General features: G+C 70.0%; 27 protein-coding genes. 17 read left to right on the forward strand and 10 right to left on the reverse strand.

The window, feature by feature from the left end; all coding sequences use genetic code 11:
* Positions 1-144 precede the first annotated feature (144 nt).
* Both SK224_RS03165 and SK224_RS03170 read left to right on the forward strand, forming a co-directional pair.
* A complete protein-coding gene (locus tag SK224_RS03165; protein ID WP_320433341.1) occupies positions 145-615 on the forward strand; it encodes a PPC domain-containing DNA-binding protein in 471 nt (156 codons plus the stop codon).
* Between the two features lie 37 nt (positions 616-652).
* Positions 653-1,405: a GntR family transcriptional regulator gene (locus SK224_RS03170; RefSeq protein WP_320433342.1), complete on the forward strand. Its 753-nt coding sequence runs from the start codon at positions 653-655 to the stop codon at positions 1,403-1,405.
* A gap of 6 nt (positions 1,406-1,411) precedes the next feature.
* Here the strand turns inward: SK224_RS03170 and SK224_RS03175 are convergent, their stop codons facing one another.
* Positions 1,412-1,900 carry a nucleoside deaminase gene (locus tag SK224_RS03175; RefSeq protein ID WP_320433343.1) on the reverse strand — a complete coding sequence of 163 codons (489 nt, stop codon included), beginning with the start codon at positions 1,898-1,900 and terminating at the stop codon, positions 1,412-1,414.
* Positions 1,901-2,084: 184 nt separating this feature from the next.
* Between SK224_RS03175 and add the strand changes: the two genes are divergently transcribed.
* The 10 genes from add (at position 2,085) to radA (ending at position 13,861) form a co-directional block, all read left to right on the forward strand.
* The gene (gene add / locus SK224_RS03180) at positions 2,085-3,182 is read left to right on the forward strand and encodes an adenosine deaminase (RefSeq protein ID WP_320433344.1); all 1,098 of its coding nucleotides are present in this window, start codon (positions 2,085-2,087) and stop codon (positions 3,180-3,182) included.
* Positions 3,179-3,808: a hypothetical protein gene (locus SK224_RS03185; RefSeq protein ID WP_320433345.1), complete on the forward strand. Its 630-nt coding sequence runs from the start codon at positions 3,179-3,181 to the stop codon at positions 3,806-3,808. The genes add and SK224_RS03185 overlap by 4 nt, the downstream gene beginning before the upstream one ends.
* Before the next feature lie 45 nt (positions 3,809-3,853).
* Entirely contained in the window at positions 3,854-4,864 is a 1,011-nt protein-coding gene (locus SK224_RS03190; RefSeq protein WP_320433346.1) for a BMP family ABC transporter substrate-binding protein, read from the forward strand.
* Positions 4,864-6,393 (forward strand): ABC transporter ATP-binding protein, encoded by a 1,530-nt coding sequence (locus SK224_RS03195; protein WP_320433347.1) that lies wholly within the window; start codon positions 4,864-4,866, stop codon positions 6,391-6,393. The genes SK224_RS03190 and SK224_RS03195 overlap by 1 nt, the downstream gene beginning before the upstream one ends.
* On the forward strand, positions 6,390-8,198 hold the full coding sequence (locus SK224_RS03200) for an adenine deaminase C-terminal domain-containing protein (RefSeq protein ID WP_320433348.1): 1,809 nt from the start codon (positions 6,390-6,392) through the stop codon (positions 8,196-8,198). Before SK224_RS03195 ends, SK224_RS03200 begins: the two co-directional genes overlap by 4 nt.
* Entirely contained in the window at positions 8,195-9,367 is a 1,173-nt protein-coding gene (locus SK224_RS03205; RefSeq protein WP_320433349.1) for an ABC transporter permease subunit, read from the forward strand. Before SK224_RS03200 ends, SK224_RS03205 begins: the two co-directional genes overlap by 4 nt.
* The gene (locus SK224_RS03210) at positions 9,364-10,278 is read left to right on the forward strand and encodes an ABC transporter permease (RefSeq protein WP_320433350.1); all 915 of its coding nucleotides are present in this window, start codon (positions 9,364-9,366) and stop codon (positions 10,276-10,278) included. The genes SK224_RS03205 and SK224_RS03210 overlap by 4 nt, the downstream gene beginning before the upstream one ends.
* Before the next feature lie 17 nt (positions 10,279-10,295).
* Positions 10,296-11,408 carry an acyl-CoA dehydrogenase family protein gene (locus tag SK224_RS03215; protein ID WP_320433351.1) on the forward strand — a complete coding sequence of 371 codons (1,113 nt, stop codon included), beginning with the start codon at positions 10,296-10,298 and terminating at the stop codon, positions 11,406-11,408.
* 183 nt (positions 11,409-11,591) lie between these two features.
* On the forward strand, positions 11,592-12,464 hold the full coding sequence (locus tag SK224_RS03220) for a hypothetical protein (RefSeq protein WP_320433352.1): 873 nt from the start codon (positions 11,592-11,594) through the stop codon (positions 12,462-12,464).
* A 47-nt stretch (positions 12,465-12,511) separates the two neighbouring features.
* Positions 12,512-13,861, forward strand: coding sequence for a DNA repair protein RadA (radA, locus tag SK224_RS03225; RefSeq protein ID WP_320433353.1), 1,350 nt, complete (start codon positions 12,512-12,514; stop codon positions 13,859-13,861).
* Positions 13,862-14,051: 190 nt separating this feature from the next.
* Here radA and SK224_RS03230 read toward each other — a convergent pair whose 3' ends face one another.
* Together SK224_RS03230 and SK224_RS03235 are read right to left on the reverse strand one after the other, a co-directional pair.
* Positions 14,052-14,465 carry a dehydrogenase gene (locus SK224_RS03230; protein WP_320433354.1) on the reverse strand — a complete coding sequence of 138 codons (414 nt, stop codon included), beginning with the start codon at positions 14,463-14,465 and terminating at the stop codon, positions 14,052-14,054.
* A gap of 24 nt (positions 14,466-14,489) precedes the next feature.
* Positions 14,490-14,969, reverse strand: a complete 480-nt coding sequence (locus SK224_RS03235; protein ID WP_320433355.1) for a GNAT family N-acetyltransferase — start codon at positions 14,967-14,969, stop codon at positions 14,490-14,492.
* A 39-nt stretch (positions 14,970-15,008) separates the two neighbouring features.
* Here SK224_RS03235 and SK224_RS03240 point away from each other — a divergent pair, with 39 nt between their 5' ends.
* Positions 15,009-15,455 carry a GNAT family N-acetyltransferase gene (locus SK224_RS03240; protein ID WP_320433356.1) on the forward strand — a complete coding sequence of 149 codons (447 nt, stop codon included), beginning with the start codon at positions 15,009-15,011 and terminating at the stop codon, positions 15,453-15,455.
* A 4-nt stretch (positions 15,456-15,459) separates the two neighbouring features.
* Complete coding sequence (locus SK224_RS03245) at positions 15,460-15,648, forward strand: hypothetical protein (protein WP_320433357.1); 189 nt, start codon at positions 15,460-15,462, stop codon at positions 15,646-15,648.
* A gap of 3 nt (positions 15,649-15,651) precedes the next feature.
* Here the strand turns inward: SK224_RS03245 and SK224_RS03250 are convergent, their stop codons facing one another.
* Positions 15,652-15,999: a MerR family transcriptional regulator gene (locus tag SK224_RS03250; protein ID WP_320433358.1), complete on the reverse strand. Its 348-nt coding sequence runs from the start codon at positions 15,997-15,999 to the stop codon at positions 15,652-15,654.
* 85 nt (positions 16,000-16,084) lie between these two features.
* Between SK224_RS03250 and SK224_RS03255 the strand changes: the two genes are divergently transcribed.
* Positions 16,085-16,939, forward strand: coding sequence for a hypothetical protein (locus SK224_RS03255; protein WP_320433359.1), 855 nt, complete (start codon positions 16,085-16,087; stop codon positions 16,937-16,939).
* Here the strand turns inward: SK224_RS03255 and SK224_RS03260 are convergent.
* The 3 genes from SK224_RS03260 to SK224_RS03270 form a co-directional block, all read right to left on the reverse strand.
* On the reverse strand, positions 16,936-17,610 hold the full coding sequence (locus SK224_RS03260) for a hypothetical protein (protein ID WP_320433360.1): 675 nt from the start codon (positions 17,608-17,610) through the stop codon (positions 16,936-16,938). The two genes, SK224_RS03255 and SK224_RS03260, sit on opposite strands and share 4 nt — an antisense overlap.
* A 57-nt stretch (positions 17,611-17,667) precedes the next feature.
* Positions 17,668-18,171 (reverse strand): amino-acid N-acetyltransferase, encoded by a 504-nt coding sequence (locus tag SK224_RS03265; RefSeq protein WP_320433361.1) that lies wholly within the window; start codon positions 18,169-18,171, stop codon positions 17,668-17,670.
* Positions 18,172-18,253: 82 nt separating this feature from the next.
* The gene (locus tag SK224_RS03270; protein ID WP_320433362.1) at positions 18,254-20,779 is read right to left on the reverse strand and encodes an ATP-dependent Clp protease ATP-binding subunit; all 2,526 of its coding nucleotides are present in this window, start codon (positions 20,777-20,779) and stop codon (positions 18,254-18,256) included.
* A 198-nt stretch (positions 20,780-20,977) separates the two neighbouring features.
* Here SK224_RS03270 and SK224_RS03275 point away from each other — a divergent pair, with 198 nt between their 5' ends.
* Together SK224_RS03275 and SK224_RS03280 are read left to right on the forward strand one after the other, a co-directional pair.
* Entirely contained in the window at positions 20,978-21,598 is a 621-nt protein-coding gene (locus SK224_RS03275; RefSeq protein WP_320433363.1) for a hypothetical protein, read from the forward strand.
* A complete protein-coding gene (locus SK224_RS03280; protein ID WP_234074327.1) occupies positions 21,595-21,825 on the forward strand; it encodes a helix-turn-helix domain-containing protein in 231 nt (76 codons plus the stop codon). Before SK224_RS03275 ends, SK224_RS03280 begins: the two co-directional genes overlap by 4 nt.
* A gap of 242 nt (positions 21,826-22,067) precedes the next feature.
* Here SK224_RS03280 and SK224_RS03285 read toward each other — a convergent pair whose 3' ends face one another.
* The 3 genes from SK224_RS03285 to SK224_RS03295 all read right to left on the reverse strand — a co-directional run bounded on the left by SK224_RS03285 (position 22,068) and on the right by SK224_RS03295 (position 25,657).
* Positions 22,068-23,033, reverse strand: a complete 966-nt coding sequence (locus SK224_RS03285) for an endonuclease domain-containing protein (protein ID WP_320433364.1) — start codon at positions 23,031-23,033, stop codon at positions 22,068-22,070.
* Positions 23,034-23,443: 410 nt separating this feature from the next.
* Positions 23,444-24,142 (reverse strand): hypothetical protein, encoded by a 699-nt coding sequence (locus SK224_RS03290; RefSeq protein WP_320433365.1) that lies wholly within the window; start codon positions 24,140-24,142, stop codon positions 23,444-23,446.
* 117 nt (positions 24,143-24,259) lie between these two features.
* Entirely contained in the window at positions 24,260-25,657 is a 1,398-nt protein-coding gene (locus SK224_RS03295; RefSeq protein ID WP_320433366.1) for a polysaccharide pyruvyl transferase family protein, read from the reverse strand.
* Positions 25,658-25,769: the final 112 nt, after the last annotated feature.

The raw sequence follows: 25,769 nt of genomic DNA on the forward strand, positions 1-25,769 counted from the left end.
CGACAAGTGTTGACATTCGGCGGAATATTTACCGAAGCGAAACACGAGCAACACGCAGGAAATCGCCATCCGGCATGATCTGAGCAATCGATCCCGCGCCGTGGGAACGCTCACTTATCGACAAGCAGCCCACGAGGAGCTCCCATGCAGACCGCCGAGATCCAGACCGGGCGCCGTGTCGTCGTGGTGCTCGAGCCCGGGGACGAGATCCTCACCTCTCTCGCCGATGCCTGCCGTCGGCACGGCATCGCCCAGGCCGCGATCTCGACGTTCAGCGGAGCGTTTCGCACCGTGCGTCTCATCGCGGCCCACACCCCCGCCGCCGATCCCGAGGCCCCCATGCCGACGGCCGTTGACGTGCCCTACACTGAGGGCCTCGGCTCGGGAACGATCACGACCGCATCCGACGGCGCGCTCGTCGTCCACGTGCACGTGGCGGTCGGGGTGAAGGACGACGCCGCGCACGCCTACGCGGGGCACCTGCTCTCGGGCGAGACGCACTACGTCGTCGAGGTGGTGCTGGACGAGATCCTCTCGCCCGTCCTGGAGCGGCGTCCGCATCCGGGATCCGCGGGACTTCCGATCCTTCAGATCCCCACCGCGACTGCGCCATGATGTTCTCAGCCGTGCTCGCGACCCGGAAGGTCCCGCTGTGACGTATCTGCCGCTGCCTCGCCCGCTCGGCGATCGCGCCCACCTTCGCGTTCTGCACGGCCTGTTGCGCTTCGTGCGCGAGGCAGCCGCCAGCCGCACGCCCCTCCCGGGCGAGTTGGAGTTGACCGCGCGCCTCGAGTGCACGCGACAGCAGCTGCGCAACGCGATGGCCGCCCTTGAGGCGCAGGGGATCGTGCGCCGCAGGCAAGGTTCGGTGACGACCGTGGACCCGATCGCGCTGCGGTTGAGCGTGCGCCTGGAGGAGCAGTTCGAGCACACCGACCTGCTCGACCGCCTCGGCTACCAGTCGGAGGTCGAGACACTCTCCAGCGGGACGAGGGCCCTCGGCCCGGACGCCGGCGCGCTCATGGAGCTCGCGGCCGAAATGCCCGCACTCGCGGTGCGCAAGCGTTGGCGCGCCGACGGCGTCGTGGCCATGATCGCCGACGATCTTCTTCCACTGGACGGCGCGGAGCGCAGCTTCGACCCGGACGAGTCCGTCTTCACCGCAGCCGCGAAGGTCTGGGGCGAGCCGGTGATCTGGGAGGTGTCGACGCCGGGCGTCACCACCCTCCACGGCGAACTCGCCGCGCTGTTCGAGCGGGCGGAGGGCTCCCCCGTCATGACCTCCGAGATCGTGGGGATCGGAGCCAGCGGGCGCCGCCTCATGCACAGCTTCGAGTACCACGCGCCCGACATCGTGTCGTATTCGCTCGTGCGCACCGTCCGCCCGCCCTGGGGCGGCGTCTGAGCCCGGTCAGACCCAGAAGCCGACGTGCGCCCTCGCGGCCTCGTCCTCGAGCAGTGGTCCGACGACCTCGATCTCGCGCTGACCGCGCGCGAACACTTCGCGGCAGGGCAGTGAGAAGGTCGGGTTCTCGGGGTGGTCGCCCGTCAGCTCCAGCAGGCGGTGCTCGCTGAGCGCGTAGACCACACGGTCGATACCGCACCAGTACGCGGCACCGGAGCACATCGCGCACGGCTCGGCGCTCGTGAACAGCGTCGAGCCCTTCATCCCGTCCGCCCCCAGCACCCGGAACGCGGCGGCGACCGCCTGCAGCTCGGCGTGCTGAGTGGGGTCACCCTCCGGGGGCAGCGAGTTGTTGCCGCACGAGGAGACGACCTCTCCCGCCGCGCTCACCACGATCGAACCGAACGGGTGCGTGCCGTGCGCGACCGCATCCTCGGCGACCTGGATGCTCTGGCGCAGATGGGCGAGGTCGGCCTCTGTCAGTGGATGCGTCACGAATCTCTCCTTGTGAACAAGTGCTACGAACCGACTTTCACCGTAGCGGCCAGATCCGCCAAAATCCGGGGTGAGCATTACGCGGGTGTTACAAGTCGCGAACGAGATTCACTCCACTTGTCGACAAGTTGCGCGAAGCGGATAGCGTGCCGCTGTACCTCCCACCCGCATCCGAAGGGGACCCATGTCGCAGAACCACGTCGCACGCATCGACGAGACGGCGATCCGCGCGCTGCCCAAGGCCGAGGTGCACGTGCACCTGGAGGGCACGTTCTCGCTGCTCGACATGCTGACGCTGGCGAAGGAGAACGACGTCGCCCTGCCGGGGCCCGCCGCCACGCTCTTCGACATCTCCACGCACGACGCGTTCGCCGCACCCGATGTCACCACCGGCGGTGGCGCAGGAGCGGGCTCGGCGGGCCTCAGCGGCTTCCTCCGGTTCCTGGACTGGCAGTGCGGGCTGGTGCGCACCCCGTCGCAGGCGGCCCGGGTGGCCTACGCGTTCGCCGCACGCCAGAGCGCTTCCGGCATCCGCTACAGCGACGTCATCGTCAACCCCACGCACTGGAACGCGTGGCGCGGACGCGAGCTCGATCTGCTCGACGCGTTCGGTGCCGGCTTCGACGAGGCGCAGCAGGACGGCCTCTGCCAGGTGGGCGTCGCGTACTCCCTGCTGCGCAACCAGTCCGGCGCCGAGGCGGAGCGCCTAGTCGGAGAACTCGTCGCTGCCCGGCCGCGTCGCGTGATCGCCCTATCCGTCGACGGCGACGAGAAGGTCACCGGCCGCACCGGCGAGAAGTTCCGCGGCGCGTTCGCGCTCGCCGCATCCGAGGGTCTTCGCCGCACCGTGCACGCCGGGGAGTCGAGCGGCCCCGAGGGCGTGTGGGATGCGGTCGAGCTGCTGCAGGCGGAGCGCGTCGACCACGGCGTGCGCTCCATCGAGGATCCGGCCCTCATCGACCGGCTCATCACCGACGGCATCAGCCTCGGCGTGTGCCCGCGCTCGAACCTCACTCTCGGCATCTACCCCGACTGGGACTCCCACCCCCTCCCGCGCCTGCTGGCCGCCGGCGTCTCGGTCACGCTGAACACGGACGACCCGGCTCCGCTGGGCACCACGCTCGAGGCGGACTGGGCCGTGGCGGCCGAGCAGTTCGGCTTCGACTACGCCGATCTGGTCGGCTTCGCCGCGCGCTCCATCGACGCGTCGTTCGCCGACGTCGACACGAAGAGCCGGCTGCACGCCGAGCTCGCGGCCGTGAGCGAGGTCGCCCCGGTATGAGCGGTCGCCGTCGCCTGTCCCTCCTCGCCGCCGCGTGCGGCGCAGGAGCGGTCGTCGTGGCGACGGCACTGACGGGCGCGGCCCTCGTCCGCTCCGACGCCTCCGTCGAGCTCGCACCGCTCGTCGCCGGCTGGGATGCGCACTGGCAGGTCACCGGCACGAAGTCGGAGCCGCTGTACACCGAGCGCATCGACGTGCGCCGCGACGGCGACGCGTTCCAGGCGCGCATCGAGGTCATCGGTCAGGGCGACACCGCCCTCGGCACCCAGCGCAGCGCCGTCTCGGTGGATGCGGCCGGCACCATCGCCTGGACCGAGGGCTGCACCAAGGACGCCGCCGGCTGCGCCGACGACACGCAACTGCGCGGCTTCCTCGCGACCGCCGCCCTCATCTCCCTCGACCGCCAGGGGCGGCTGCCGGCCACCGGAACGGCCCGCACCCTGCACGGCACGCCGGTCGTCTGCGTGGCGGATGCCGCACTGCACCCGGATGCGGCCGCCGCCGATGTGCGGCTCGACCCGTGCTTCGACCGCGCCACCGGAGCCGTGCTCGCGCACTGGTCCCCCGACAGCGCGGCCTTCGTGGGCGCCACCCTCGCCCCCGGCTTCACCGTCTCGACCTCCTGACCCGCACCACCCGAACCCGCCACACCCACCCGAAAGGACACCGCAATGCGTCTTCGCCCCCTCCTCGCCGCGGCCATCGCCGCGACGGCCGCGCTCGCACTCGCCGGTTGCTCCGGCACCGCCGACGCCACGTCGTCCTCCGCCGCATCCGATCACGTGATCCGCGTCGGCGCCCTCACCCCCGGCAACGCGAACGACGGCGCCTTCAACCAGGCGCTGGCCGACGCCCTCGCCAAGCTCCAAGACGAGGGACTCATCACGTACGAGCTGCGCGAGCAGATGGCCGACCCCGCCACCAGCGAGCCTGTCGTCGCCGATTTCGCCAGCCAGGGCTTCGACCTGGTGATCGGGCACGGCATCGAACTCGGCGACGCGATCTTCTCCGTCGCCAAGGACTTCCCGGACACCCACTTCACCGCATCGGGCGGCGCCGACATCCTCGACAAGTACACCGACAACGTCGAGACCTGGACCTACAGCACGCCCGAGGTGGGCTACCTCTCCGGCTACATCGCGGGCCTCACCCAGGCATCGCCGATCGGACGCGTGGAGAGCCTGGAGCTGGACTTTGTGAAGGCGACGGACTCGTTCTTCCAGCAGGGCGCGCTCGCGGCCAACCCGTCGGCCGAGCTGCTCCCGGTCGTCTACGCGGGCAGCTTCGACGACGCGGAGGCCGCGGCATCCGCGACCACGGGCCTCATCGGTCAGGGCGCGAAGCTCGTCTACACGACCGGTGACGGCATCGCCGCCGGTGTCGGCGCTGCGGCCTCTAAGGCGGGCGTCCTCTCCGTGGGCGTCTCGCCCGCCGCCGGCGCCGAGGCGCTCAAGACCAACGTGTCCACGGTCGATCTCGACATGTACCCGATCGTGAAGGCATGGGTCGAAGAGGTCGCGGACAAGAAGTTCGGGGGCAAGGGCGTCACCTCGACGCTCGAGAACGGCGGCCTGGTCTACCAGGACATCAACAGCGTCGACGGTGCCGTGCCGTCCGACGTCGCATCGAAGGTCGAAGAGCTCATCGCGGGCCTCGAAGACGGAAGTGTCACCATCTCCTGATGACCACCCCCACCCCTGAGACCGACCGGGCGCTGGTCGCCCGGTCGGTCTCCAAGAGCTTCGGCGCCGTCCACGCCCTGGACGCCGTCGATTTCGCCGTGCGCGCCGGCACCGTGCACGCCCTCGTCGGGGAGAACGGCGCGGGCAAGTCGACGCTGGCGAAGATCCTCGCCGGTATCGAGTCGGCGGATGCGGGCACGATGACCCTCGACGGAACCTCCTATGCGCCCCGCGACCGCGCGGCCGGCAAGGGGAGCGGCGTCAACATGGTCCCGCAGCAATTGAGCCTCGTGGGCGAGCTGAGCCTCGTGGAGAACCTGCTGCTCGTCGGCTCGACGCGCATCGCCCGCCGCGGTGCCGCGCGCGCGGCCCTGGCCGACACCCTCGAGCGCGCCGGCGTGAGCGTCGAGCTCGACGTTCCCACCGCGCGACTGAGCCAGGCGCACCGCCAGCTCGGCGAGATCGTCGTGGCCCTCGCCGAGGGCGCGACGACCCTCATCCTGGACGAACCGACCGCCAGTCTCGGGCCCCGCGAAGTGGGGGGCCTGTTCGAGCATCTGCGCACGCTCTGCGGCCTGGGTACGGCGATCGTGCTCATCACGCACCGCCTCGAGGAGGTGCGTGCGGTCGCCGACGAGGTGACCGTCCTGTCGCACGGACGCCGCGTGCACCACGGCCCCGCGCGCGGCCTGTCCGCCGCCGAGGTCGCCAGACTCATGGTCGGCGACCTCGAAGAGCCCGCCGTGCGCGCACCCCGCGTCCCGGGCGAGACGGTGCTCGCCGTGCACGGCGTCCACGCCTCGTCCGACACGGATGCGGCCCTGACGGATGTGTCGCTCGAACTGCGCGCCGGCGAGATCGTCGGCATCGCGGGCGTCGCCGGCAGCGGCCAGAACACGCTCATCGACGTGCTGGCGGGGCTGCGGGCACCCGCATCCGGATCCCTCGTCTTCGAGCAACGCACGGCGCCCTCCGCCGTCGAGCTGCTCCGCGGGGGCGTGGCGTGGATCCCCGAGGAGCGCAGCGACGCGCTCGTTCCCGCGCTCTCCCTCGGCGACACGCTGGCGCTGTACGAGGCTGCCAGTGGCATGCGCACCGATCGCCGCACCCGCGGCGAAGCACGCGCCTCGACCGGCGAACGCCTCACCGCGTTCGATGTGCGCCCCGCCGTTGCGACGCTCGCCGCCGGCGGCCTGTCCGGCGGCAACCAACAGAAGCTGCTGGCGGCGCGCGAGCTCGGTCGCAGCTGGCCCGGGGGCGCTCCGCGCGTCGTGCTCGCCTACGGCCCGACCCAGGGTCTGGATCTGCGGGCGGCCCAGGCCGTCCGCGACCGCCTCGTCCAGGCCGCGGAGGCGGGCGCGGCCGTCGCCGTCGCCTCGCACGACCTCGACGAGATCCGCGGCCTCGCCGACCGCATCGTCGTCGTCTTCGATGGACGTATCGTCGCCGACCTGCCCGCGGCGACGGCGACCACCGCCCGCATCGGCGCCGCGATGGCAGGACTCGACCCTGAAGAGGAGCCCTCATGACCGACTTCACCGACCTGCTGCCGACGACCGAGGAGCTCGTGCACCTGCGCGCCGTCGCGGCGGGGCACACGGCGCCCGACCTGGTCGTGCGCGGCGGGCTCGTGCAGTCGCCCGGCACCGAGGAGTGGCTGGAGCGCGACGTGCTCATCGCGGGGCGGCACATCGCGACGCTGACACCGTGGGACCACGTGCCGACGGCGGGTGCCGAGATCGACGCGCGCGGATGCCACGTCGTGCCGGGCTTCATCGACACCCACCTGCACGTCGAGTACACGAACCTCACTCCGGGCGAGCTCGCCCGCCTCTCGGTCGCCCGCGGCACGACCACCGTGCTCACCGACCCGAACGGTGCGGCGAACGTCTGGGGCGCGCGAGGAATGGACCTGGCGTTGTCCACGACGACGCCACTGCACGTGTTCCAGCAGGTCTCGCCGACCACCCCCACCTCTTTCGCGCTGGAGCGCGGCGGCGCGGTCATCGCGGAGGAGGTCGTGCGGGCCCGCCTCTACGACGACAACACCGCGACCCTCGGCGAGTCCAACCCGTTCGACTACGGCGAGCTCTCCACCGGTCGTTTCCGCGAGGCGCTCGTCGCGGGTCGCCGTCTCACCGGCCACACGGCGGCCCAGACCCACGAGTCGCTCTGGGGCTACCTGGCGGCGGGCATCAGCGACGACCACAACGCGTCCACCGTCGACGAGGTGCTGGAGCGCACGCGCCTCGGCGCGATGATCACCGTCATGGGCTCGTCGCTGGCCGACAACACGGTCCCCCTGTTCGCCGATCTCGACGCGATCGAGCCCGCGCTTCGCCACCTGAGCTTCTGCGCAGACGACAAGCACGCGCTCGACCTGCACACGCAGGGTCACATCGACCACCATGTGCGCCAGGCGATCCGTTTCGGCGTCGATCCGCAGCTCGCGTACCGCATGGCCACCACGCAGCCCGCGCACTACTACCGGCTCGACCAGGTGCTCGGCCTGCTCGCCCCCTCCCGCCTCGCGGACCTCCAGGTCGTCCGCGACCTGGCCGAGGTGCGACCGGAGGCCGTGGTCGTCGCCGGACGCCTCGTCGCCAGGGACGGCGTGGCCCTCTTCGAGAACACCGACGTCCTGCCGGACTGGGCGCGCAACACGGTGCACCTGCCGGAGGAGCTCCCGGCCGATCTGCTGGTCGTCGCAGCCCCCGAGGGCACCACGCGTGTGCGCGTGCGCGCGATGGAGATGTACAACGGCTACTTCAAGCGGGAGTTCACCGCGTCCCTGCCGGTCGTGGACGGCCAGGTCGTGTCCGACCCCTCGCAGGACGTGCTCAAGATCGCGGTCGTCGACCGTCACCACGGCGAGGCGCTGGCCGGTCACGGGTTCGTGAAGGGCTTCGGCCTCGGCCGCGGCGCGATCGCGATCACGATGAACTGCCCGAACATGAACATCGCGGTGCTCGGTGCGGATGACGACGACATGCGTCTCGCCGTGGCGGAACTGGGCCGCATGGGCGGCGGGTTCGTGACGGTCGCCGACGGCGAGGTCCTCGCCCGCGTCGCGCTGCCGGTGGGCGGGATGATGAGCGACGCCCCGTTCGAGGAGACCGCCGCGGCGCTCGCGGCCGGGCACGCGGCGACCCACGGGCTGGGCTGCACGATCGCTTCGCCATACATCATCCTGTCGTTCGTGGGGCTCTACGTGGTCCCCGACCTCGGCCTGACCGAGCTCGGCCTGATCGACGCGGCGACGCAGCAGTTCGTCGACGTGCTCGTGCCCGGCCCCGTCGACGCCTGCGGCCATGACCCCGAGGAGCACGCGTGATCCGTTCCTCCCGGATGCGGTCCGTCGCCCTCACCGGTGGCGTGGTCGCCGCGGTCGTGCTGGTGGCGGTCGCACTCATCCTCTTCGCCGGCGCCGACCCGCTCACGGGCCTGCGCGGGCTGGTGGAGGGGGTCTCGAGCTCGCCGTACCGCGTGGGCGAGTTGCTCGTGGGGGCGGCTCCCGTGGCGATCGTCGCGCTGACGCTGATCCCCGCGCTCCGGGCGGGCGTGTTCTCGGTCGGCGCCGAGGGCCAGGTCACGATGGGCGCGATCTTCGCGACCGCCGCCATCCTCTGGGTGCGCGACGCGACGTCGGATGCGGCCCCCGCCGCCGTCTACGCGCTGGTCGGGTTCGTCGCGGGCGCCGTCGGCGGAGCGGCCTTCGCGCTGGTGCCGGCCTGGCTCGCGGTGCGCTGGCGGGTCAACGTCATCCTCTCCACCCTCCTCCTGAACTACGTCGCCACCGGCTTCCTCGGCTGGACACTGCGCACGTGGCTCGCCAGCGGCGAGGCGACGGCGACACCGCAGAGCGAGCGTCTGCCCGACGCGGCGGCCCTTCCCGCTCTCATCCCCGGCACCCGCGCGCACGTCGGCATCCTGCTCGTCGTCGTGGCCGTGGTGCTGTTCGAGTTGTGGCGTCGCTCGCGGCAGGCGACCCGCGTCGCCGTCTTCGCCGAGCGCCCCGCACTCGCGCTGCGCCTGGGCGCGACGCGGCAGCGGACCCTCTACGGCACCATGCTGGTCTCCGGCGCGGGTGCCGGCGTCGTCGGATGGCTGCAGATCGCGGGCGTCAACGAGCGTCTACTCGGCTCGGTCTCGGGCGGCGTCGGGTTCTCCGGGCTCGCCGTGGCCCTGCTCGGCGGCCTGCTTCCCGCCGGCATCGCCGTCGCGGCGGTCTTCTTCTCCGCCCTCACTGTCGGCGCGGTCGGGATGCAGTCGGCGACCGGAACGATCCCGTCATCCATCGCGGAGGTCATCAAGGGCGTGCTGCTGCTGGGCGTCGCGGTGATCGCCGCGTCGCGGCCGGGGCTCGTCGCCCCCGCGCATCCGGGGCCGGCTCCGGCACCCGACGACGGCGCGTTCTCCGCCGAGGAGATCACGGATGCGGCGGCCGCGTCCGGTGAACCGGTCGTCGAGGCCGGGACCGCTGCCGAGGAGGGCACCCGATGACCATCGCACTCTGGGCGTCGATCCTCGCCGGCGCCATCGCCCTGGCCGCGCCCCTCGTGATCGCGGGGATCGGCGAGGGCTTCGTCGAACGCGCGGGACGACTCAACCTCGGCATCGAGGGCATGATGATCCTCGGCGCGTTCACCGCCATCTATGTCGGCAGCTCGTTCGGCCCCTGGCTCGGCCTCGTCGCCGGCGCAGTCGTCGGCATCGCCCTGGCGCTGCTCATGAACGTGCTGGTCTACACGCTCAAGGCGAACGAGATCGTCGTCGGCCTCGCGATCACCATGCTGGGCCTCGGACTGTCGACCTACCTGTTCCAGCTCTGGATCCCCGCCGGCCGCACGAACGTGAGCGTTCCGACGATCTCGTCGATCGATGTGGGCCTGCTCACCGACATCCCGCTCATCGGACCGGCGCTGTTCGGACAGAGCCCCCTCGTGTACGCGACACTCGTGCTGCTGGCTGCGGCCTGGCTCGTCATGCGCTTCACCCGCTTCGGCCTGCAGGTGCGCGCCACCGGCTCCGACCCCGCATCCGCGGCGCTGCGCGGCGTACGCCCGCGCAGCGTCGGGGCGCGGGCGCTGCTCATCGGCGGCGCGACGGCCGGCCTCGCCGGCGCCGTGATCGCCGTCGGGGCGATCGGCTCGTTCACGCCCAACATGACGGCGGGACGCGGCTACATCGTGCTCGCGATCGTCATCATGGGCCGGATGAACCCGATCGGCATCGCGCTGGGCGCCCTGCTGTTCGGCTTCCTCCAGAGCTTCTCGTTGCTCTCGCAGTCGACCAGCATCCAGCTTCCCAGCGAGCTCTACACGGCGCTGCCGTACCTTGTCACCCTCGTCGTGCTCGTGCTCACCTCCCGCGCCCAACTGCGCCGTCAGCTGTCCCACCTTCGCCTGTCCTGACCCGAAAGGACCCGTCCATGCTCACCCGCCCGTCCCCCGTCGCCCCTCCCGCCGCCGAGCAGCACTGGGTCGACACCGCCCGCGAGCTCGCCGCCGGCTTCGCCGCGACCGTCGCCGCCGACGACGCCGAGGCGCGCCTGCCGATCGAGCACCTGCGCGCCCTTGCGGCCTCGGGGCTGGATGTCGCGTTCCTGCCGCGCGAGCACGGCGGCGAGGCGCTGTCGTACGCCACGCTCGGCGCCGTCGTGCAGACGCTCGCCACGGCCCACCCGGCGGTGGCCACCGTGTGGCTCATGCACCTCGGAGCGGCGCACGCCCTCGTGACTCTCTCCTCCGACGAACAGGCCGCCTTCTTCGCCGCAGAGCTGAAGGCCAGCAAGCGGTTCGCGAACGCCCTGAGCGAGCCGGCCGGGGGCAATCACTTCCTGGCGTCCCAGCAGGACGCGGATGCGGTGGGCCAGGACTGGTCGCTGACCGGCCGCAAGCTGTTCGTCTCGGGCTCCGAGGCGGCCGATCATCTGTTCCTCAACGCCCGGATCGACGGCGCCCCCGCCTTCTTCGGCGTGACCGTCGACGACACCGTCTCGTTCCCGCCGATCGAGGAGACGATGGGGATGCGGGCGACCCGCAGCCGCACGATCCTCTTCGAGGGCACGCCCCTGCTGCGCTCACGGTTGACCGGACCGCCGGCCCCCGAGTACGCGAACCTCATCACGGTCGGCTTCGCGTTCCTCTCGCTCGGCATCGCCGCATCCGCGATCGACGCGATCACTGTGACCGCCGGCAAGGTGCGCGGCGGCACCAGCCTCGCCGACGCGACCTGGGTCCGCCAGGAGACCGGCATGGCATGGGCGGAGCTGACCGCGGCCACGCTGATGGCCCAGCGCACGGCGTGGCTCGCCGACCAGCGCTCACCCGAGGCGATGCCCGCGGCGACCGAGACGAAGATGCTGGCCAACGAGGTCGCCAAGCGTACGGCCGCCCTCGCGGTGCGCATCGGCGGGGGCGGCGGGTTCCTCGTCTCCTCCCCCATCCAGCGCATCTTCCGCGACGCGCAGGCGGGCGCACTCATGGCCTACTCCGTTCCGTTCAGCTCCGAACTCGTCGGAGGCTGGGTGCTGAGCGGGTGAGACCCCCGGGTGCCGCCTTCGCCCCGCGAAGCGGCGCCCGGGTCGGGGTGCGTGGCGGCGATGATCCGCCCGAGGCACGCCGAGGACCCCCCTCCTCGGCGTTCCCGGCGGCCGTCGCCACGCATCCTTATCTTCGGCGTCCGGCCGTCTCGTCGTGAGCCCGGCCATGGATACGCTGGAATGATGAGCCTCATCGATCCCCGCGAGAAGGAAGCCCGCCGAAACGAGAAGTACCGGGGGAGCACGACGGCTCTGATCGCGACGCTCGTGTTCGGTGTCGCGTCGCTCGCGACGACGGCGGTCATCGGTTTCGGTATCGGCGGGTTCGTCGACCAGTTCCGCGTGATGAGCCTCAACAGCGTCTTCAGCACGTGGGACACAGCCATCCCGATCTGGCTGCGCAGCTGGTCGCTGCCGATCGGCATCGTCGCCACGATCATCATGGTCGGCGGCTACAGCACCTGGAATCACCGCTACTCCGGACGCACCGACGGCTACGCGTTCCTGGGACCTCTGCCCATCGTGCTGGCGGGTCTCACCCTCGGGTCCTGGTACGCCACCACGCTGTGGACGAACCCGGACGCCGTGGGCATCGCGGTCGACCCGACCTTCGGACAGAACGAGAGCTGGGATGCGGGCGCATGGATCATGTACGCCGCCCAGTGGTGGCTGCCCGGTATCTTCGCGCTCCTGACCCTGCTCACGTTGCTCGGCCGACTGGGCGCCGAGAAGCGCCGCCGCCTCAACAGCGAGCTCGCCGCGCGGCTGCTCCGCAGCGGCGCGAAAGTCGAGGCCGAGGTCACCGACGCCCCGCTTCGGGAGCCGAACTCTTCCCGGATGATGGCGGAGGTCACGCTGCGTTTCGAGGACACCGAGGGAACGAGCCGCTGGGTGAAGTCGATCGTCGTCGCGCCGACGAAGCAGTTTCCCATCACCGGCTCACGCCGCCCCCTGCTCTTCGACCCGGCGGATGCGGGCAACATCCAGCGCATCCTCTTCTCGCCGAGCGGCGGAACCAAGCCGGGCGACTTCGTCTCCGTCTCCGCGGCCGACTGAGGCGTCGCGGCGGCGGGGATGTCCCAGGCGCCGCGTAGCCTGAGACCATGGCCACCCGTCGCCCCGCTCCCGCGCCCTTCCGCTGCACCGAATGCGGGTGGACGACGGCGAAGTGGGCGGGCCGCTGCGGCGAATGCCAGCAGTGGGGAACCGTCGTCGAGGCGGCGCAGCCGACGGGCGTGATGCGCTCGCTCACGCCCGTGAGCCCCACCGCCGCACGCGCGGCCCGTCCGATCACCGAGTTCACGACGGCGGAATCTCCCCGGCGTGCGAGCGGCGTGGCCGAGTTCGACCGGGTACTGGGCGGCGGCATCGTGCCCGGTGCGGCCATCCTGCTCTCCGGAGAGCCCGGCGTGGGCAAGTCGACCCTGCTGCTCGAGGTCGCCGCCCGCGCGGCACGCGACGGGCACCGTGTGCTCTACGTGAGCGCGGAGGAATCGACAGCGCAGGTGCGCCTTCGCGCCGAGCGCACGGGTGCGCTGCACGATCAGCTGTACCTCGCCAGCGAGACCGACCTCGCCACCCTTATCGGCCACATCGACGACGTCGAGCCGTCGCTGCTCATCGTCGACAGCGTGCAGACGGTCTCCTCCTCGCTCAGCGAGGGTCTCGCCGGACACCCCAGCCAGGTGCGCGAGGTGGCGGCGACCCTCATCCGCATCGCGAAGGAGCGCGCGCTGCCGGTGCTCATCGTCGGGCACGTGACCAAAGACGGCTCGATCGCCGGACCCCGCCTGCTCGAGCATCTCGTCGACGTGGTCTGCCACTTCGAGGGCGACCGGCAGACGTCGCTGCGGTTCGTCCGCGCGCTCAAGAACCGATTCGGCCCCACCGACGAGGTCGGCTGCTTCGAGATGACCGGAGACGGCATCAGTGAGGTCCCGGATCCCTCGGGCCTGTTCCTCAGCAAGGGCGCTCCCGTGAGCGGCACCTGCGTGACGGTCGCCCTCGAGGGGCGCCGCGCGCTGCCGGTCGAGATCCAGGCGCTCGTCGTGACCGCATCCGGGCCTAACCCGCGCCGTGTCGTGAACGGCGTCGAGTCGTCACGGGTGGCGATGATCCTCGCCGTGCTGGAGCGACGCACCGGGCTGCGGGTCGGCGAGCGCGACATCTACGTGTCGACCGTCGGCGGCTTGAAGATCACCGAGCCAGCCACCGACCTCGCGATCGCGCTCGCCATCGCGAGCGCCGCGACCGATCGCCCCGTGGGGCACCAGGTGGCCGCGATCGGCGAGTTGAGCCTCACCGGCGAGGTGCGTCCGGTGGCGCAGCTGGCCCAGCGCCGCACCGAGGCCGGCCGTCTCGGCTACACGACGGTCATCGACTCCGGCGCGAAGGATCTGCTCTCCGCCCTCGGCCGGGTGCACATCCCCACCCCCGCCGCCTCCGGCCGCTGATCACGGCGCCGCTTCCGCTCCACCGGCCCGTTTCCCTTCCCCCGAACTGCGTCGCAGGTGCGCAACTGCCACACTTTTCCGCATCCGCCACAGAGAATCACTGCCGCAGCTGCGCAGAAGTGTGGCAGTTGCGAGGCCAGGCCCGGACCGACGGCCCGAGAAAGGGCCCGGTCCCGGCAGCCCCGGCGGCTCAGACCTCGAGGGCCGCGAGCAGGTCGGTGGGAGTGGCCTGCAACGGATGCGGGCCCGCGATGTCGAAGAACACGGTCGTGATCTCCTCGCGGTGCGCGCCCAGGAAGCTGCGGAGCCAGTCCGGGCCCTGCAACCCGACCGTGGGCGGCAGCGTCTCGGGCTTGTGCGCGGCATCGCTGAACAGCAGCAGCGCAACCTGCCCGGTGTTCGGGTCGCGGTAGGTCCACACCTCGCCGGCATCCAGCGGGTTGTCGCTCTCACCGGTCCGCATGAGCGGGACGACCGTGGGGCCGTGCCGCAGAGCGAACGCGACCGCAGCCATGTCCTGCGTCTGAAGCGCATCGGTCAGCGCGGTGTTGCGGAACTCCAGCGGAGGCTGCTGCTTCTTCCCGCGCTTCTGCGTACCGGCCATCCCCCCAGCGTATCCGCCGTGTCATCAGCGAAGCGGCATCCGCAGGCACACGAGACGCTCCCGCATCTCCCATGACGCAACCTCGACGAAGCCGCGGCTCCGGTACAGCCCGAGCGCGTCGTGCCGCCAGTCCCAGACCGAGAGCCGGAGGGATGCGGCCCCGGCCGCCATCGCGCGTCGCGCCGCCTCGGCGATCAGCGCACTGCCCGCTCCGGCCCCGCGCGCGGCAGGGTCGACCCAGAGCCGCTTGACCTCCGCATCCGCTCCGTCCACACGCACGACCACCATCCCGATGACACGGCTGTCGGCCTCGGCGAGCAACACCTCCGCACCCGGGAACGCCGCGGCGTCGATCTCGGCGGCATAGGCGGGAGCGAGCGGCCCGAACTCCTGCAGATCGTGCGCGACCTTCTCGGCTTCGGTGCTCTCGTGGTACGCATGCAGGAGTTCGGACACCGCTGCGGCGTCGCCGGCAACGGCGATGCGGACCGCGGCAAGGCTCATCCCTCCATTCCACACCCCCCGGCGCGGGAGAATGGACGGATGAGCTGGAGCCTGCGCGCGAGCACCCCCGACGATGCGGCGTGGATCGCGGAACTCCGGGCGGAGGTCATGCGGCCCGACCTCGAGCGGCTCGACCGGTACGACCCGGTCTACGTGCGACAGCGCTTCCTGAGGGCCTTCGACCCCGCCCTCACCCGCGTGATCGTCGTGGGCGGCCAGGATGCGGGCAGCATCGCGGTGCGACCCGCATCCGACGGGGTCTGGGTCGAGCACTTCTATCTGGCCACGGCGCACCAGGGCCGTGGGATCGGTTCACAGGTGCTGACCCTCGTGCTGGGCGAGAGCACCGGCGACGCGCCGCTACGACTCAACGTGCTGCAGGGGTCTCCCGCGCGGCGCCTGTACGAGCGATACGGCTTCGTGCTGTACCACGAAGACGAGGTCGACGCATTCCTGCAACGGGAACCGACTGCGCCGCTACCGTGAGCGCATGAACCGCGATCGCATCATCGGCATCATCGCCGCTGCCATCGGCCTCATCCTGGCCACCCTCTTCGTGATCTGGGACCTCAACGGCGCACCGTCGTGGCTGCACTACATCACCTGGATCGCCGGCGCGCTCAGCGGATGGGGGCTGGTGGCGGCCTTCACAGCCGGCAAGCGCGGCATGAGACCCTGAATCTCAGCGCTCCCGGTTGGCGGCGAGGAAGCCGGCCAACGCCTGCTCCGTCTCGCTGAGCGTGCGGATGCGGCCCGCGACCCGTTCGCGCATCTCGGCCACCCGGCCGAGCAGTTCCGCGTCACCGTGCGACTTCTCACCTGTGGCGCAGGGAAGGACGGCTCGTACGTCGTCGCGCGTGAACCCGAGCTCGAACATCGCGTGGATCGTGGCGACCGTCGGAACCGCCCGATCCGAGTAGTGACGGTAGCCGTTGTCGCCGCGCTGCGGGCTGATGAGACCTAACTTCTCGTAGTGCCGGATCGAGCGCGCACTGACGCCGCTCCGATCACTCAGCTCGCCGATGATCATGCGCCTGCCCCTCGACTTGACCTTGACACGATGTCAAAGCATATCGTGTGGTCGGGCACCAAGGCGGGGCCGGAGAGACGGAATCATGACGGAGCACATCGAGGTCGACGGGCGAATACGTACCTTCACTGTCGTCGGGGAACGGAGCGCAGGACAGGCCCTGATGCTCGTCTTCCACGGATCGAGGCAGTCGGGAGAGATCCATCGCCGGTTCGCGGGCGGAGCGTACGACACGCTCGGCGAGAAGGGCGCGCTCGTGGTCTACCTCGACGGCTACCGCGGCAACTGGAACGACGCCCGCCGCGAGAGCCGGTTCCCCGCACGGCTCGCCGGAATCGACGACGTCGCTTTCGTCCGCGCGGTGATCGCGCGGCTGGCCGGCACGCACGGAATCGATCCCGACCGCGTCTACGCGATCGGATACTCCAACGGCGGTCAGATGGTCCTGCGCCTGCTCCACGAGGACGCCTCCCCACTCGCCGGCGGCGCTGTCGTCGCCGCGACGCTTCCCGAGCCCGGCAGCTTCGTCCTGCCCCAGGTCGTTCCCGCGCCTCATCCGGTTCCGGTTCTGCTCGTACACGGAACCGCGGATCCGGTGGTCCCCTACGCCGGCGGGCGGATGGGGCGATGGGCGCAGCTCGTGTTCCGCGTCGGCGGGTCCTCGCTCTCCGCGCCGGAGACCGCTGCGTACTTCACGCGCCGCAACGGCATCGCCACTCCCCCGACGACCCACGCGGATGCGGCATCCCACCCCGACGGCACGCGCGTCGAGCGCACCGACTGGCGGGAGGCGGGCCACCCGAGCGTCACGTTCGTCACCGTGCACGGCGGCGGCCACACGGTCCCCGGGCCCAAGCCCGGCCCGCGCCTGGTCGGCCGCACGGCCACGAGCATCTCGGTCGCCGACCTCGCCGCGGAGGCGTTCGGACTGGGCGCCTAGTTCAGCAGGAACTGCGCAGACTGCGCGGAGGGGATGCCACCGATCGACACGGCTAGGTGGTACGACGCACCGCCGCCCGGCGCCTTGGGCCGGTTCGCGTTCTGGCAGGTGTCGACGGCGGAGCGCGTGCGGTCCCACGTGATGGGCGTCGCGCTCGTGACCTCCTGACCCGCGGTCAGGGTCACGACCATGTCGCTCGGCTCGCTCTGGCAATCGGTCGAACGCCACCACGTGTCCTCGCCGGACGTGACCGTGAAGGTCTGGCTCGTCGTGCCGACGTTGATCGTGCAGTCCGCGGCCGAGGTGTTCGTGAGCCGGATCGAGAGCTGCGGGTTCTCGTCGGCGGCGTAGGTCGACTGGTTGGTCAGCGCCTCCACACGCACGTCATCCTTGGTGCAGGTGGGGATGCCCGTATCCGTCGCCTCACCGCTGGCCGTCGCCTCGTCCTCGGGGGTATCGGTCGCGGGGGCATCGGTCGCGGCCGGCGTCGAGGGGTCCGGTGTCGCGGCAGGGGTGGATGCGGCCGGAGCGGGCGCGGCGGCGGAGTTCCACGGCTGAGCGATGAACAGCCACACCAGGCCGATCACGACCAGCAGGCCGATCAGCGCGACGAGGCGGCGACGGCGGTACACGGCCTTCGACGGGCGACGACGCGGGGTGGGAGAGCTCACGCATCCAGGCTACGTCGCACCCGGCACCCCGCACGGGCGGCTCTCCGCGCGCGAACCTCAGAGCTGCTTGAGCATCCTCGTGTTGCCGAGGGTGTTGGGCTTCACGTGCGCGAGGTCGAGGAACTCGGCGATGCCCTCGTCGGGACTGCGCACCAGCTGCGAGTAGACGTCCGGGTCGACGACGTGCTCCCCGATCGGCGCGAAGCCTCGTCGGGTGAAGAAGTCGACCTCGAACGTGAGGCAGAACAGCCGCGAGAGCCCGAGCGTGCGCGCCTGCTCCTCCAGACCTTCGACGAGCGCCCGCCCGACGCCGCGGTGCAGCCACGTGTCGTCCACGATCAGGGTGCGGATCTCGCCCAGGTCGTCCCACATGACGTGCAGGGCGCCGCATCCGATGAGCTCGCCGTTCGCGTCCTCCGCGACCAGGAACTGCTGCACCGCCTCGTAGAGCACGACGATGTCCTTGCCGAGCAGGATGCGACGCTGCACGTAGGGCTCCAGCATCCGGTGGATCGCACGCACATCTGCCGTCCGCGCCGGCCGCACGGTGAACTCGCTCACGGTGCAACCCTACGCCGGGATGCGGCAGGTACGCCGAAGGGCCGGATGCGGTGTGCATCCGGCCCTTCGTGCGTGTGAGGTGTCAGCTTCCGGCGACGATGTCCGGCGTCGCGGAGATCTCGCCCGCGACGCTCGCGCCCAGCGCGACCTTGTCTCCGCGGGGGGCGATGTCGAACGTGAACCGGCCGCCCTCGGCGTCGACCTTCACGTGGTCGCCCGCGTTCAGCTCGCCGTGGAGGATCCTCTCGCTCAGCTGGTCCTCGACCTCGCGCTGCATCGCACGGCGCAGCGGGCGCGCACCGAGCGTCGGGTCGAACCCGATCTCGATGAGGCGGTCCTTGGCCTCATCCGACAGCTCCACCGTGAGGTCGCGGTCGAGCAGGCGCTCGGCGAGACGCTTGGTGAACAGGCCCACGATCTGGCGCAGTTCCGTCTTGTTCAGCTGCGGGAAGACGATGACGTCGTCGACGCGGTTGAGGAACTCGGGCTTGAAGTGACGCTTCAGCTCCTCGTCGACCTTGCCCTTCATCCGCTCGTACGTGGTCTGCGCGTTGCCCTCGACCTGGAACCCGACCGGGCCGCCGGCGATGGCCTGCGAACCGAGGTTGGTGGTCATGATGATCACCGTGTTCTTGAAGTCGACGACGCGGCCCTGGCCATCGGTCAGGCGACCCTCTTCGAGGATCTGCAGCAGCGAGTTGAAGATGTCGGGATGCGCCTTCTCGATCTCGTCGAACAGCACCACCGAGAACGGCTTGCGGCGCACCTTCTCGGTGAGCTGACCGCCCTCTTCGAAGCCGACGAACCCGGGAGGGGCACCGAACAGCCGCGACACGGTGTGCTTCTCACCGAACTCGCTCATGTCGAGCGAGATGAGCGCACCCTCGTCGTCGAACAGGAACTCCGCGAGCGCCTTGGCGAGCTCGGTCTTTCCGACACCCGTCGGGCCGGCGAAGATGAACGAGCCGCTGGGGCGCTTCGGGTCCTTGAGGCCGGCGCGCTGGCGACGGATCGTGCGGCTGAGGGCGGCGATCGCCTCTTCCTGGCCGATGACGCGCTGGTGCAGCGCCTTCTCCATGAAGACGAGACGGCTGGTCTCCTCCTCGGTCAGCTTGAACACCGGGATGCCCGTGGCCTGGGCCAGCACCTCGGCGATCAGCCCCTCGTCGACGACAGCAGTGGTCGCCACGTCGCCGTTCTTCCACTGCTTCTCGAGACGCAGGCGCTCAGCCAGCAGCGACTTCTCCTCGTCGCGCAGCGACGCGGCCTTCTCGAAGTCCTGCTCCTCGGATGCGGCTTCCTTCTGCTCGCGCACCTTGGCGATCTTCTCGTCGAACTCGCGCAGCTCCGGCGGGCTGGACAGGATCGACAGGCGCAGGCGTGCGCCGGCCTCGTCGATCAGGTCGATCGCTTTGTCGGGCAGGAAGCGGTCCGAGATGTACCGGTCGGCGAGGTTCGCGGCGGCGACGATCGCGCCGTCCGTGATCTGCACCTTGTGGTGCGCCTCGTAGCGGTCGCGCAGGCCCTTCAGGATGTTGATCGCGTGGGGCAGGCTCGGCTCCGCAACCTGGATCGGCTGGAAGCGGCGCTCGAGGGCCGCATCCTTCTCGAAGTGCTTGCGGTACTCGTCGAGGGTCGTCGCACCGATCGTCTGCAGTTCGCCGCGCGCGAGCAGCGGCTTGAGGATGGATGCGGCGTCGATCGCGCCCTCGGCGGCGCCCGCACCCACGAGGGTGTGGATCTCGTCGATGAAGACGATGATGTCGCCGCGGGTGCGAATCTCCTTCGTGACCTTCTTCAGGCGCTCCTCGAAGTCGCCGCGGTAGCGGGAGCCGGCGATGAGCGAGCCGAGGTCGAGCGAGTAGACCTGCTTGTCCTTCAGCGTCTCGGGAACGTCGCCCTTCACGATCGCCTGCGCGAGGCCCTCGACGACGGCGGTCTTGCCGACGCCGGGCTCGCCGATGAGGACCGGATTGTTCTTGGAGCGGCGCGAGAGGATCTGCATCACGCGCTCGATCTCCTTCTCGCGCCCGATGACCGGGTCGAGCTTGTTGTCGCGCGCGGCCTGGGTGAGGTTGCGGCCGAACTGGTCGAGCACGGCAGAGCCGCCCTGCGCACCGGTCGTGGCCTGCTCGCCGGCGCCGGTCGCGACACCCGCGGGCTCCTTGCCCTGGTAGCCGCTCAGCAGCTGGATGACCTGCTGGCGCACCTTGTTGAGGTCGGCGCCGAGCTTGACGAGTACCTGGGCGGCGACGCCCTCGCCCTCGCGGATGAGACCGAGCAGGATGTGCTCGGTCCCGATGTAGTTGTGGCCCAGCTGCAGCGCCTCGCGAAGGCTCAGCTCCAGCACCTTCTTCGCGCGCGGCGTGAAGGGGATGTGGCCGGTCGGCTGCTGCTGACCCTGGCCGATGATGTCCTGGACCTGCTCGCGCACGGCGTCGAGCGAGATGCCCAGGCTCTCAAGCGCCTTGGCGGCGACGCCCTCGCCCTCATGGATGAGACCGAGCAGGATGTGCTCGGTACCGATGTAGTTGTGGTTGAGCATCTTCGCCTCTTCCTGGGCGAGCACAACCACGCGACGGGCTCGGTCGGTGAATCTCTCGAACATCGCGGCTACTCCTCCGGCGCCAGGTGACGCCAACATCGGGCGCACCCTCCGGCGCGCTGTACATCGAGGCTAACCAGAGCACGGATGCGGCAAGCCCGTGTTCGCCGTGGGCGCACCGCATCCGCTGCTTGCGGCCACACCCGTCATGCCATATCGTTTTTCGATAACAACGATATTCGATATGCCAGGGAGGACCTCATGACCACCCCCACTCCGTCCCGCGTGCTGCGCGGCAGCGACATCGCCGCGATGTGGATCTTCGTGGGCGCCGGGATCGCCGTCGTCGGCGTCACGCTCTTCTTCGCGATCGGGCGGATCGTCGATGCGCTCAGCGGCAAGGCGCTCCCGGTGGAAGCGCTGTTCTCCGACACGACGGTCGCTGCCCCCATCGGACCCGACGGGACGATGCGCGACATCCTGTTGGAGCGCGCGTGGATCACGCCCAGCGCGCTCTCGGTCGCGGGCACGGGCGCACTCGTGATCCAGCAGCTCGTGCTCGCCGCATCCGTCACCGCGGTCGTCGTGTGCCTGCTGCTGGTGACGCTGTCGGTGATGCGAGGGCGCGTCTTCAACGGGCGCAACACGGTGCTCGTCGTCGCCGCGGGCGCATCCGGTCTCGCAGGCCTGTTCGGCGTGCCCTTCTTCGGCAACATCGTCGCCAACGATGCGTTCCGCGACATCTCGCAGGGCACCTTCGACAACCCCGTCATGAGCGTGGATCTGCCACCGGTCATCCTCGCCGCCTTCATCGTGGCGATGACCAGCACGGTGTTCACGGTCGGCGACCGACTGCAGCGCGACACCGAGGGCCTCGTATGAGCCCCGCCGAGGACGACGGCCCGAGCGGCGTCCACTGCCGGCTCGACGAACTGCTGACCGAACGCGGGATGACCCTGGCGGAACTGTCGCGCACGGTGGGGGTGTCGGTGGTCAACCTCTCGGTGCTGAAGAACGACCGGGCCCGCGCCATCCGGTACTCGACGCTGTCGGCGATCTGTCGCGCCCTCGACTGCGAGATCGGCGACCTGCTCGTCCGCCAGGACTGACCCCGCCCCGGGGGCTCCCGCACGGGCCCGGGGCCTCACGCCGCCCGCCCCGCGTCGCCCCGCCCCGCCCCGGCGCGGCTAACCAAGTTCGAGGGACTCCTCTTGTCGCTCAATCGGCCGAAACCGCGCAGTTCGGGTCCCTCGAACAGGGTGTCTTCATGTTCGAGGGACCCGAACTGCGATGGCGCCCTCGTCGCGACGGCGAGAAGAATCCCTCGAACAAGTCCCCCTCCCGAACTCTGTCACCAGGACCGCTCGCGCAATGCCCGGCGGACGCGACCGGCAACCGCCGCGCCCTGATTCATCAGCTGCACGCCGGTGACCCGCACGACCAGCCACCCGCACCGCTCGAGCCTCTCCTGCCGAAGAATGTCGGAGGTCCACTGTTCGCGGTTGACCCGATGATGGTCGCCTTCAAACTCCACGACGACTCTCTCCCGCGGATAGACGAGATCACCCCATGCGATGACTTCGCCGGCGTGATCCCGAATGGGGTGATTGAGCTCTGGTTCGGGAATCCCGTTGCTCACCAGGAGCAGCCGCAGAAGCGACTCGGGGCGGGAGAGCGACCGCGTCCGCACGAGCGGTAGCGCCTCGCGAAGGCGGAGCACGCCGGGTCGCCTACCGGCGGATACGGCGGCCTCGAGCTCGTTCAGCGTGGCGAGTGCGCCGGTCCGGGAACCGAACAACGGCTCGCGAACCACGGAGTCTCCGACGGCCACGAGCTCGTGAGTGTCTGTCATCTCCCCCGCCAGGCAAGCCCAGGTGCTCGCTGGCGAGGAGACGCGGAGGCCCCGGTGAACGCGAACCGACACATGGGACGCCTTCACGTTGTGCCCAATCACGCGGGTACTGCGTGGGGTGCGGCCCGGGGCAAGGACGGCGACATCGATGCCGCGTTCAAGGCATCGCAGAAGCAGTGCCGGCGGCAGTGTCAGGTTCCACAGGACCGCAGCGGCGATGTGGGAGAAGAACTGGTCACGTGGCATCACCAGTGCGTATTGCCGGCAAGTGCGCCGAATATCCTCCGCGAGATCGGCGATATCCTCGCCGGCCGACTGAGCGGACTCGTCGACAACGACTCTCATTCCGCGAAAGGGCGACTCGAGATCCCGATGTCTCAACCGAGCCGCCGAGACGCCGACATCCCGCGCTTCCGCCACCGAAAAGGCGTGGCCCAGGTTCGGGGGCAACGCGGAAGGTCTCATGCCCCCAGCCTGTGCCCAATCCGGAGACGCCGCGGGTCGCAGACCCTCTCTTGGCGACGACACGCCGCCCCGATTCAGCTCCGGAGGACAGATGCCGTCCACGTTCGGCTACCACGGGATGTCGGGCGCACTCCGACCACACCGCATAGCGTCCCGCGAATCTCGTCGCTGCCCGGTCGAGGGACTGGAAATGTCGTGGTTCGGCGCGCACCACCGCATCACGCGTCCCTCCAACACCCCATCACCGTGTTCGAGAGACCCAAGATGTCGTTGTTCCGGGGAGACGCCGCGTCGCGAGTCCCTCCAACACCCGACGCCGCATCGAGACACCCGAAACGCCACCATTCGGCGAGAGACGGGACAGCCCGTGTCCCTCGAGAAGCCCGTCGCGGCCAGGCGACCGCGGCGGGTCAGAGAACGGGGACGCGGGTGTTGTCGAACGTGTCGCCGACGAGCACGAGCTCGACGCCGGCCCCCTCCGCCACACCGTCGGCAGAGCCGATCAGCGCCCGCGGCGCCATATCCATCGTGCAGGCCCGGTCTGCCGGCGGGGTCTGGAAGGTGACGGTGATCTCGGCGTCCGCCGTCTTCTTGATCGTGTCCACGACGGGCGCACAGGAAGAGGAACCCCACGTCACGAGCGCGAACCCACCGGAGGTGAGCCAACCCGCGCTCGGCAGGAAGTCGGTCTGCGTGGCGGGGCCGGCGAGACCCTCGACCCCGGGCAGCTCGACGCTGCCGGATGCGTTGCCGTAGCTCACGTCCACGCGGGTCGCCTGCGCAGGATCGATTCCCTCGGGAGCTGCGACGAGCGTGATGCGCGGCACGAAGTCCTTCGTGCAGGGTCGATCGGCATCAGCGGCAGCGTCGTCGAAGCTCACCGTGATCACTCCGTCCGCGAAGGTGGGCTCCCCGGCGACCGGCACACAGGTGGAACTGCCCTCCGTCACGACCGCGATCATCCGGCCGCTGTCGACCCAGCCCGCGTCCAGCTGCAGGTCGGCGACGGCGGACTCACCGGGCGCGGCGTCGCCCGCGCATCCGGTGAGCATCCCGGCGGCGATGAGCAACGAGCCGGTGATGGTGAGCAGGGTCGTGGTGCGGCGCATGGCGGCTCCCTCAGAGATCTGCGGATGCGGCCGCGATGCGGCCTCCGGTCTCTCATCCTGTCGCAGCGGCCTGCGCATCGCCGGAAAGCCCGGTAACGGCCGGGTCACGATCGCCGTTCAGCCCCGTCCACGTGTGGCCCATCGCAGGATGCGAGGCTGGTTGGCCGCTGCCTCCCGAGCCCGCGCAAGTTCCGCTTCAAGGCGGACAACTGCCTCCCGGGCCGCGTCGAGCTCGATCGCCATCGCGGACTTCGATTCCTCGACCGCGGTCAGCACCGAGCGGAGTTGACCGTTGGATGCCCGTGCTTCATCCAGCTCCTCAGCTACCTCCGAGGTTGTCTCGATGACCGACTCGATATAGGCCTCATCCAGCGGCCCGCCCGCGTCCCGGTCTGCGATCGGCACGACGGCGTCCGCGCCGTAGTCGATCGAGGGCAGCGCATCCGGGTCGAGACTCTCGCGCAACATGTCAACGTACGAATCGAGGGTGGCGGCACGGTGCCGCCCTAGTTCTGCACTCACTTCAGCAGCGCGACCGGCGAGCTCCTCGAACGCGGTCGTCAATGCGTTCGGCGCGGAGTCGAGGTCGACCGAAACGCTCAAGAACCCATCCGTCGTGTCCGACCGGAAGTCGTGTCCGAGGCTGATGCTGGGGATCCCCAGGGATGCGGCGATGCCGCACCCGTGGACCCGGGTGGAGATGACCATGTCGTAATCCGCAAAGATGTCGACATAGTCGGCAGAGTCGTAGGAGTAACGAAGAGCGCTGCCGGGGAAACGCTCGGCGACAACCGGGATCTCATCGATGTAGTGCAGAACGAACTCGAAGGTCACTTCGTCGGAAAAGCGGGTGATCAGGTCGTCGATCGACCGGCATGCTTTCTCGTAGAACGCCTCGTCGAGACCGTTCGCCCATACGGCGTCGGCATACGGCACCCCGACGACAATGCCCACGCGCTTTACATCATGCACCTGTCCCGCTGCGGGCGCCGACAGCAGTGCAGGGCATGGGAGATAGTCAATGCCGTGGCGTCGAGCGAGGTCCGTCTGGGCGAGCCTGCGACTTCTGGTCGTGACGACCGCTGCCTTGTCCAGCGCAATATCTAGGAACGGCGGGAGATCCTTGGGCATCGAGCCAAGCCCGAGACCCAGGAAGGGAAGACCATTGCGGAAGACATGATCGTAGAAGCTCCAGCAGCGAGGGGTCGCCCACTCGGGACTACCGGCGACCACGGCCAAGGACGCATGTGAGAGGTCGGAGTCGAACTTGACCGAGTTGCTGAAGAATCCCAACCGCAAGCGCGACGACAACGCCTCGAAGACCGCGCCCTGATGTTCGCCGACGGGCCGGCGCATGTTACGCAAGGCGACAGTAGAGCCATCCGCCGGACGGATGTCGGGGTTGCGGTCGTAGATCAGAGGATCGAAGGGCCCCAAGGCGGTGTCCACGATGCGACGAGAGCCAGCCAAGATGAACTCGTCCCCCGGGTTCCATTGCCGGGTGGCGGAGTACATCGCGAATCGATTCTGCTGTGCTGTCAACGTAGATCACCCAGGTGCTCGAGGATGGGAAGATGTGCCATGGCGCACGCGGAGCCGGGCGGCGAAAGGCATGTCGCACGAACGA

The sequence above is a fragment of the Microbacterium sp. BG28 genome (assembly GCF_034044005.1).
Lineage (GTDB): Bacteria > Actinomycetota > Actinomycetes > Actinomycetales > Microbacteriaceae > Microbacterium.

Bases quoted from the DNA above. Each gene is read 5' to 3' on its own strand.
- SK224_RS03165 (WP_320433341.1), top strand. From the start codon at position 145: ATGCAGACCGCCGAGATCCAGACCGGGCGCCGTGTCGTCGTGGTGCTC.
- add (WP_320433344.1), top strand. From the start codon at position 2,085: ATGTCGCAGAACCACGTCGCACGCATCGACGAGACGGCGATCCGCGCG.
- SK224_RS03185 (WP_320433345.1), top strand. From the start codon at position 3,179: ATGAGCGGTCGCCGTCGCCTGTCCCTCCTCGCCGCCGCGTGCGGCGCA.
- SK224_RS03190 (WP_320433346.1), top strand. From the start codon at position 3,854: ATGCGTCTTCGCCCCCTCCTCGCCGCGGCCATCGCCGCGACGGCCGCG.
- SK224_RS03195 (WP_320433347.1), top strand. From the start codon at position 4,864: ATGACCACCCCCACCCCTGAGACCGACCGGGCGCTGGTCGCCCGGTCG.
- SK224_RS03200 (WP_320433348.1), top strand. From the start codon at position 6,390: ATGACCGACTTCACCGACCTGCTGCCGACGACCGAGGAGCTCGTGCAC.
- SK224_RS03210 (WP_320433350.1), top strand. From the start codon at position 9,364: ATGACCATCGCACTCTGGGCGTCGATCCTCGCCGGCGCCATCGCCCTG.
- SK224_RS03215 (WP_320433351.1), top strand. From the start codon at position 10,296: ATGCTCACCCGCCCGTCCCCCGTCGCCCCTCCCGCCGCCGAGCAGCAC.
- SK224_RS03220 (WP_320433352.1), top strand. From the start codon at position 11,592: ATGAGCCTCATCGATCCCCGCGAGAAGGAAGCCCGCCGAAACGAGAAG.
- radA (WP_320433353.1), top strand. From the start codon at position 12,512: ATGGCCACCCGTCGCCCCGCTCCCGCGCCCTTCCGCTGCACCGAATGC.
- SK224_RS03230 (WP_320433354.1), bottom strand. From the start codon at position 14,465: ATGGCCGGTACGCAGAAGCGCGGGAAGAAGCAGCAGCCTCCGCTGGAG.
- SK224_RS03235 (WP_320433355.1), bottom strand. From the start codon at position 14,969: ATGAGCCTTGCCGCGGTCCGCATCGCCGTTGCCGGCGACGCCGCAGCG.
- SK224_RS03240 (WP_320433356.1), top strand. From the start codon at position 15,009: ATGAGCTGGAGCCTGCGCGCGAGCACCCCCGACGATGCGGCGTGGATC.
- SK224_RS03245 (WP_320433357.1), top strand. From the start codon at position 15,460: ATGAACCGCGATCGCATCATCGGCATCATCGCCGCTGCCATCGGCCTC.
- SK224_RS03250 (WP_320433358.1), bottom strand. From the start codon at position 15,999: ATGATCATCGGCGAGCTGAGTGATCGGAGCGGCGTCAGTGCGCGCTCG.
- SK224_RS03255 (WP_320433359.1), top strand. From the start codon at position 16,085: ATGACGGAGCACATCGAGGTCGACGGGCGAATACGTACCTTCACTGTC.
- SK224_RS03270 (WP_320433362.1), bottom strand. From the start codon at position 20,779: ATGTTCGAGAGATTCACCGACCGAGCCCGTCGCGTGGTTGTGCTCGCC.
- SK224_RS03275 (WP_320433363.1), top strand. From the start codon at position 20,978: ATGACCACCCCCACTCCGTCCCGCGTGCTGCGCGGCAGCGACATCGCC.
- SK224_RS03280 (WP_234074327.1), top strand. From the start codon at position 21,595: ATGAGCCCCGCCGAGGACGACGGCCCGAGCGGCGTCCACTGCCGGCTC.
- SK224_RS03285 (WP_320433364.1), bottom strand. From the start codon at position 23,033: ATGAGACCTTCCGCGTTGCCCCCGAACCTGGGCCACGCCTTTTCGGTG.
- SK224_RS03290 (WP_320433365.1), bottom strand. From the start codon at position 24,142: ATGCGCCGCACCACGACCCTGCTCACCATCACCGGCTCGTTGCTCATC.
- SK224_RS03295 (WP_320433366.1), bottom strand. From the start codon at position 25,657: ATGTACTCCGCCACCCGGCAATGGAACCCGGGGGACGAGTTCATCTTG.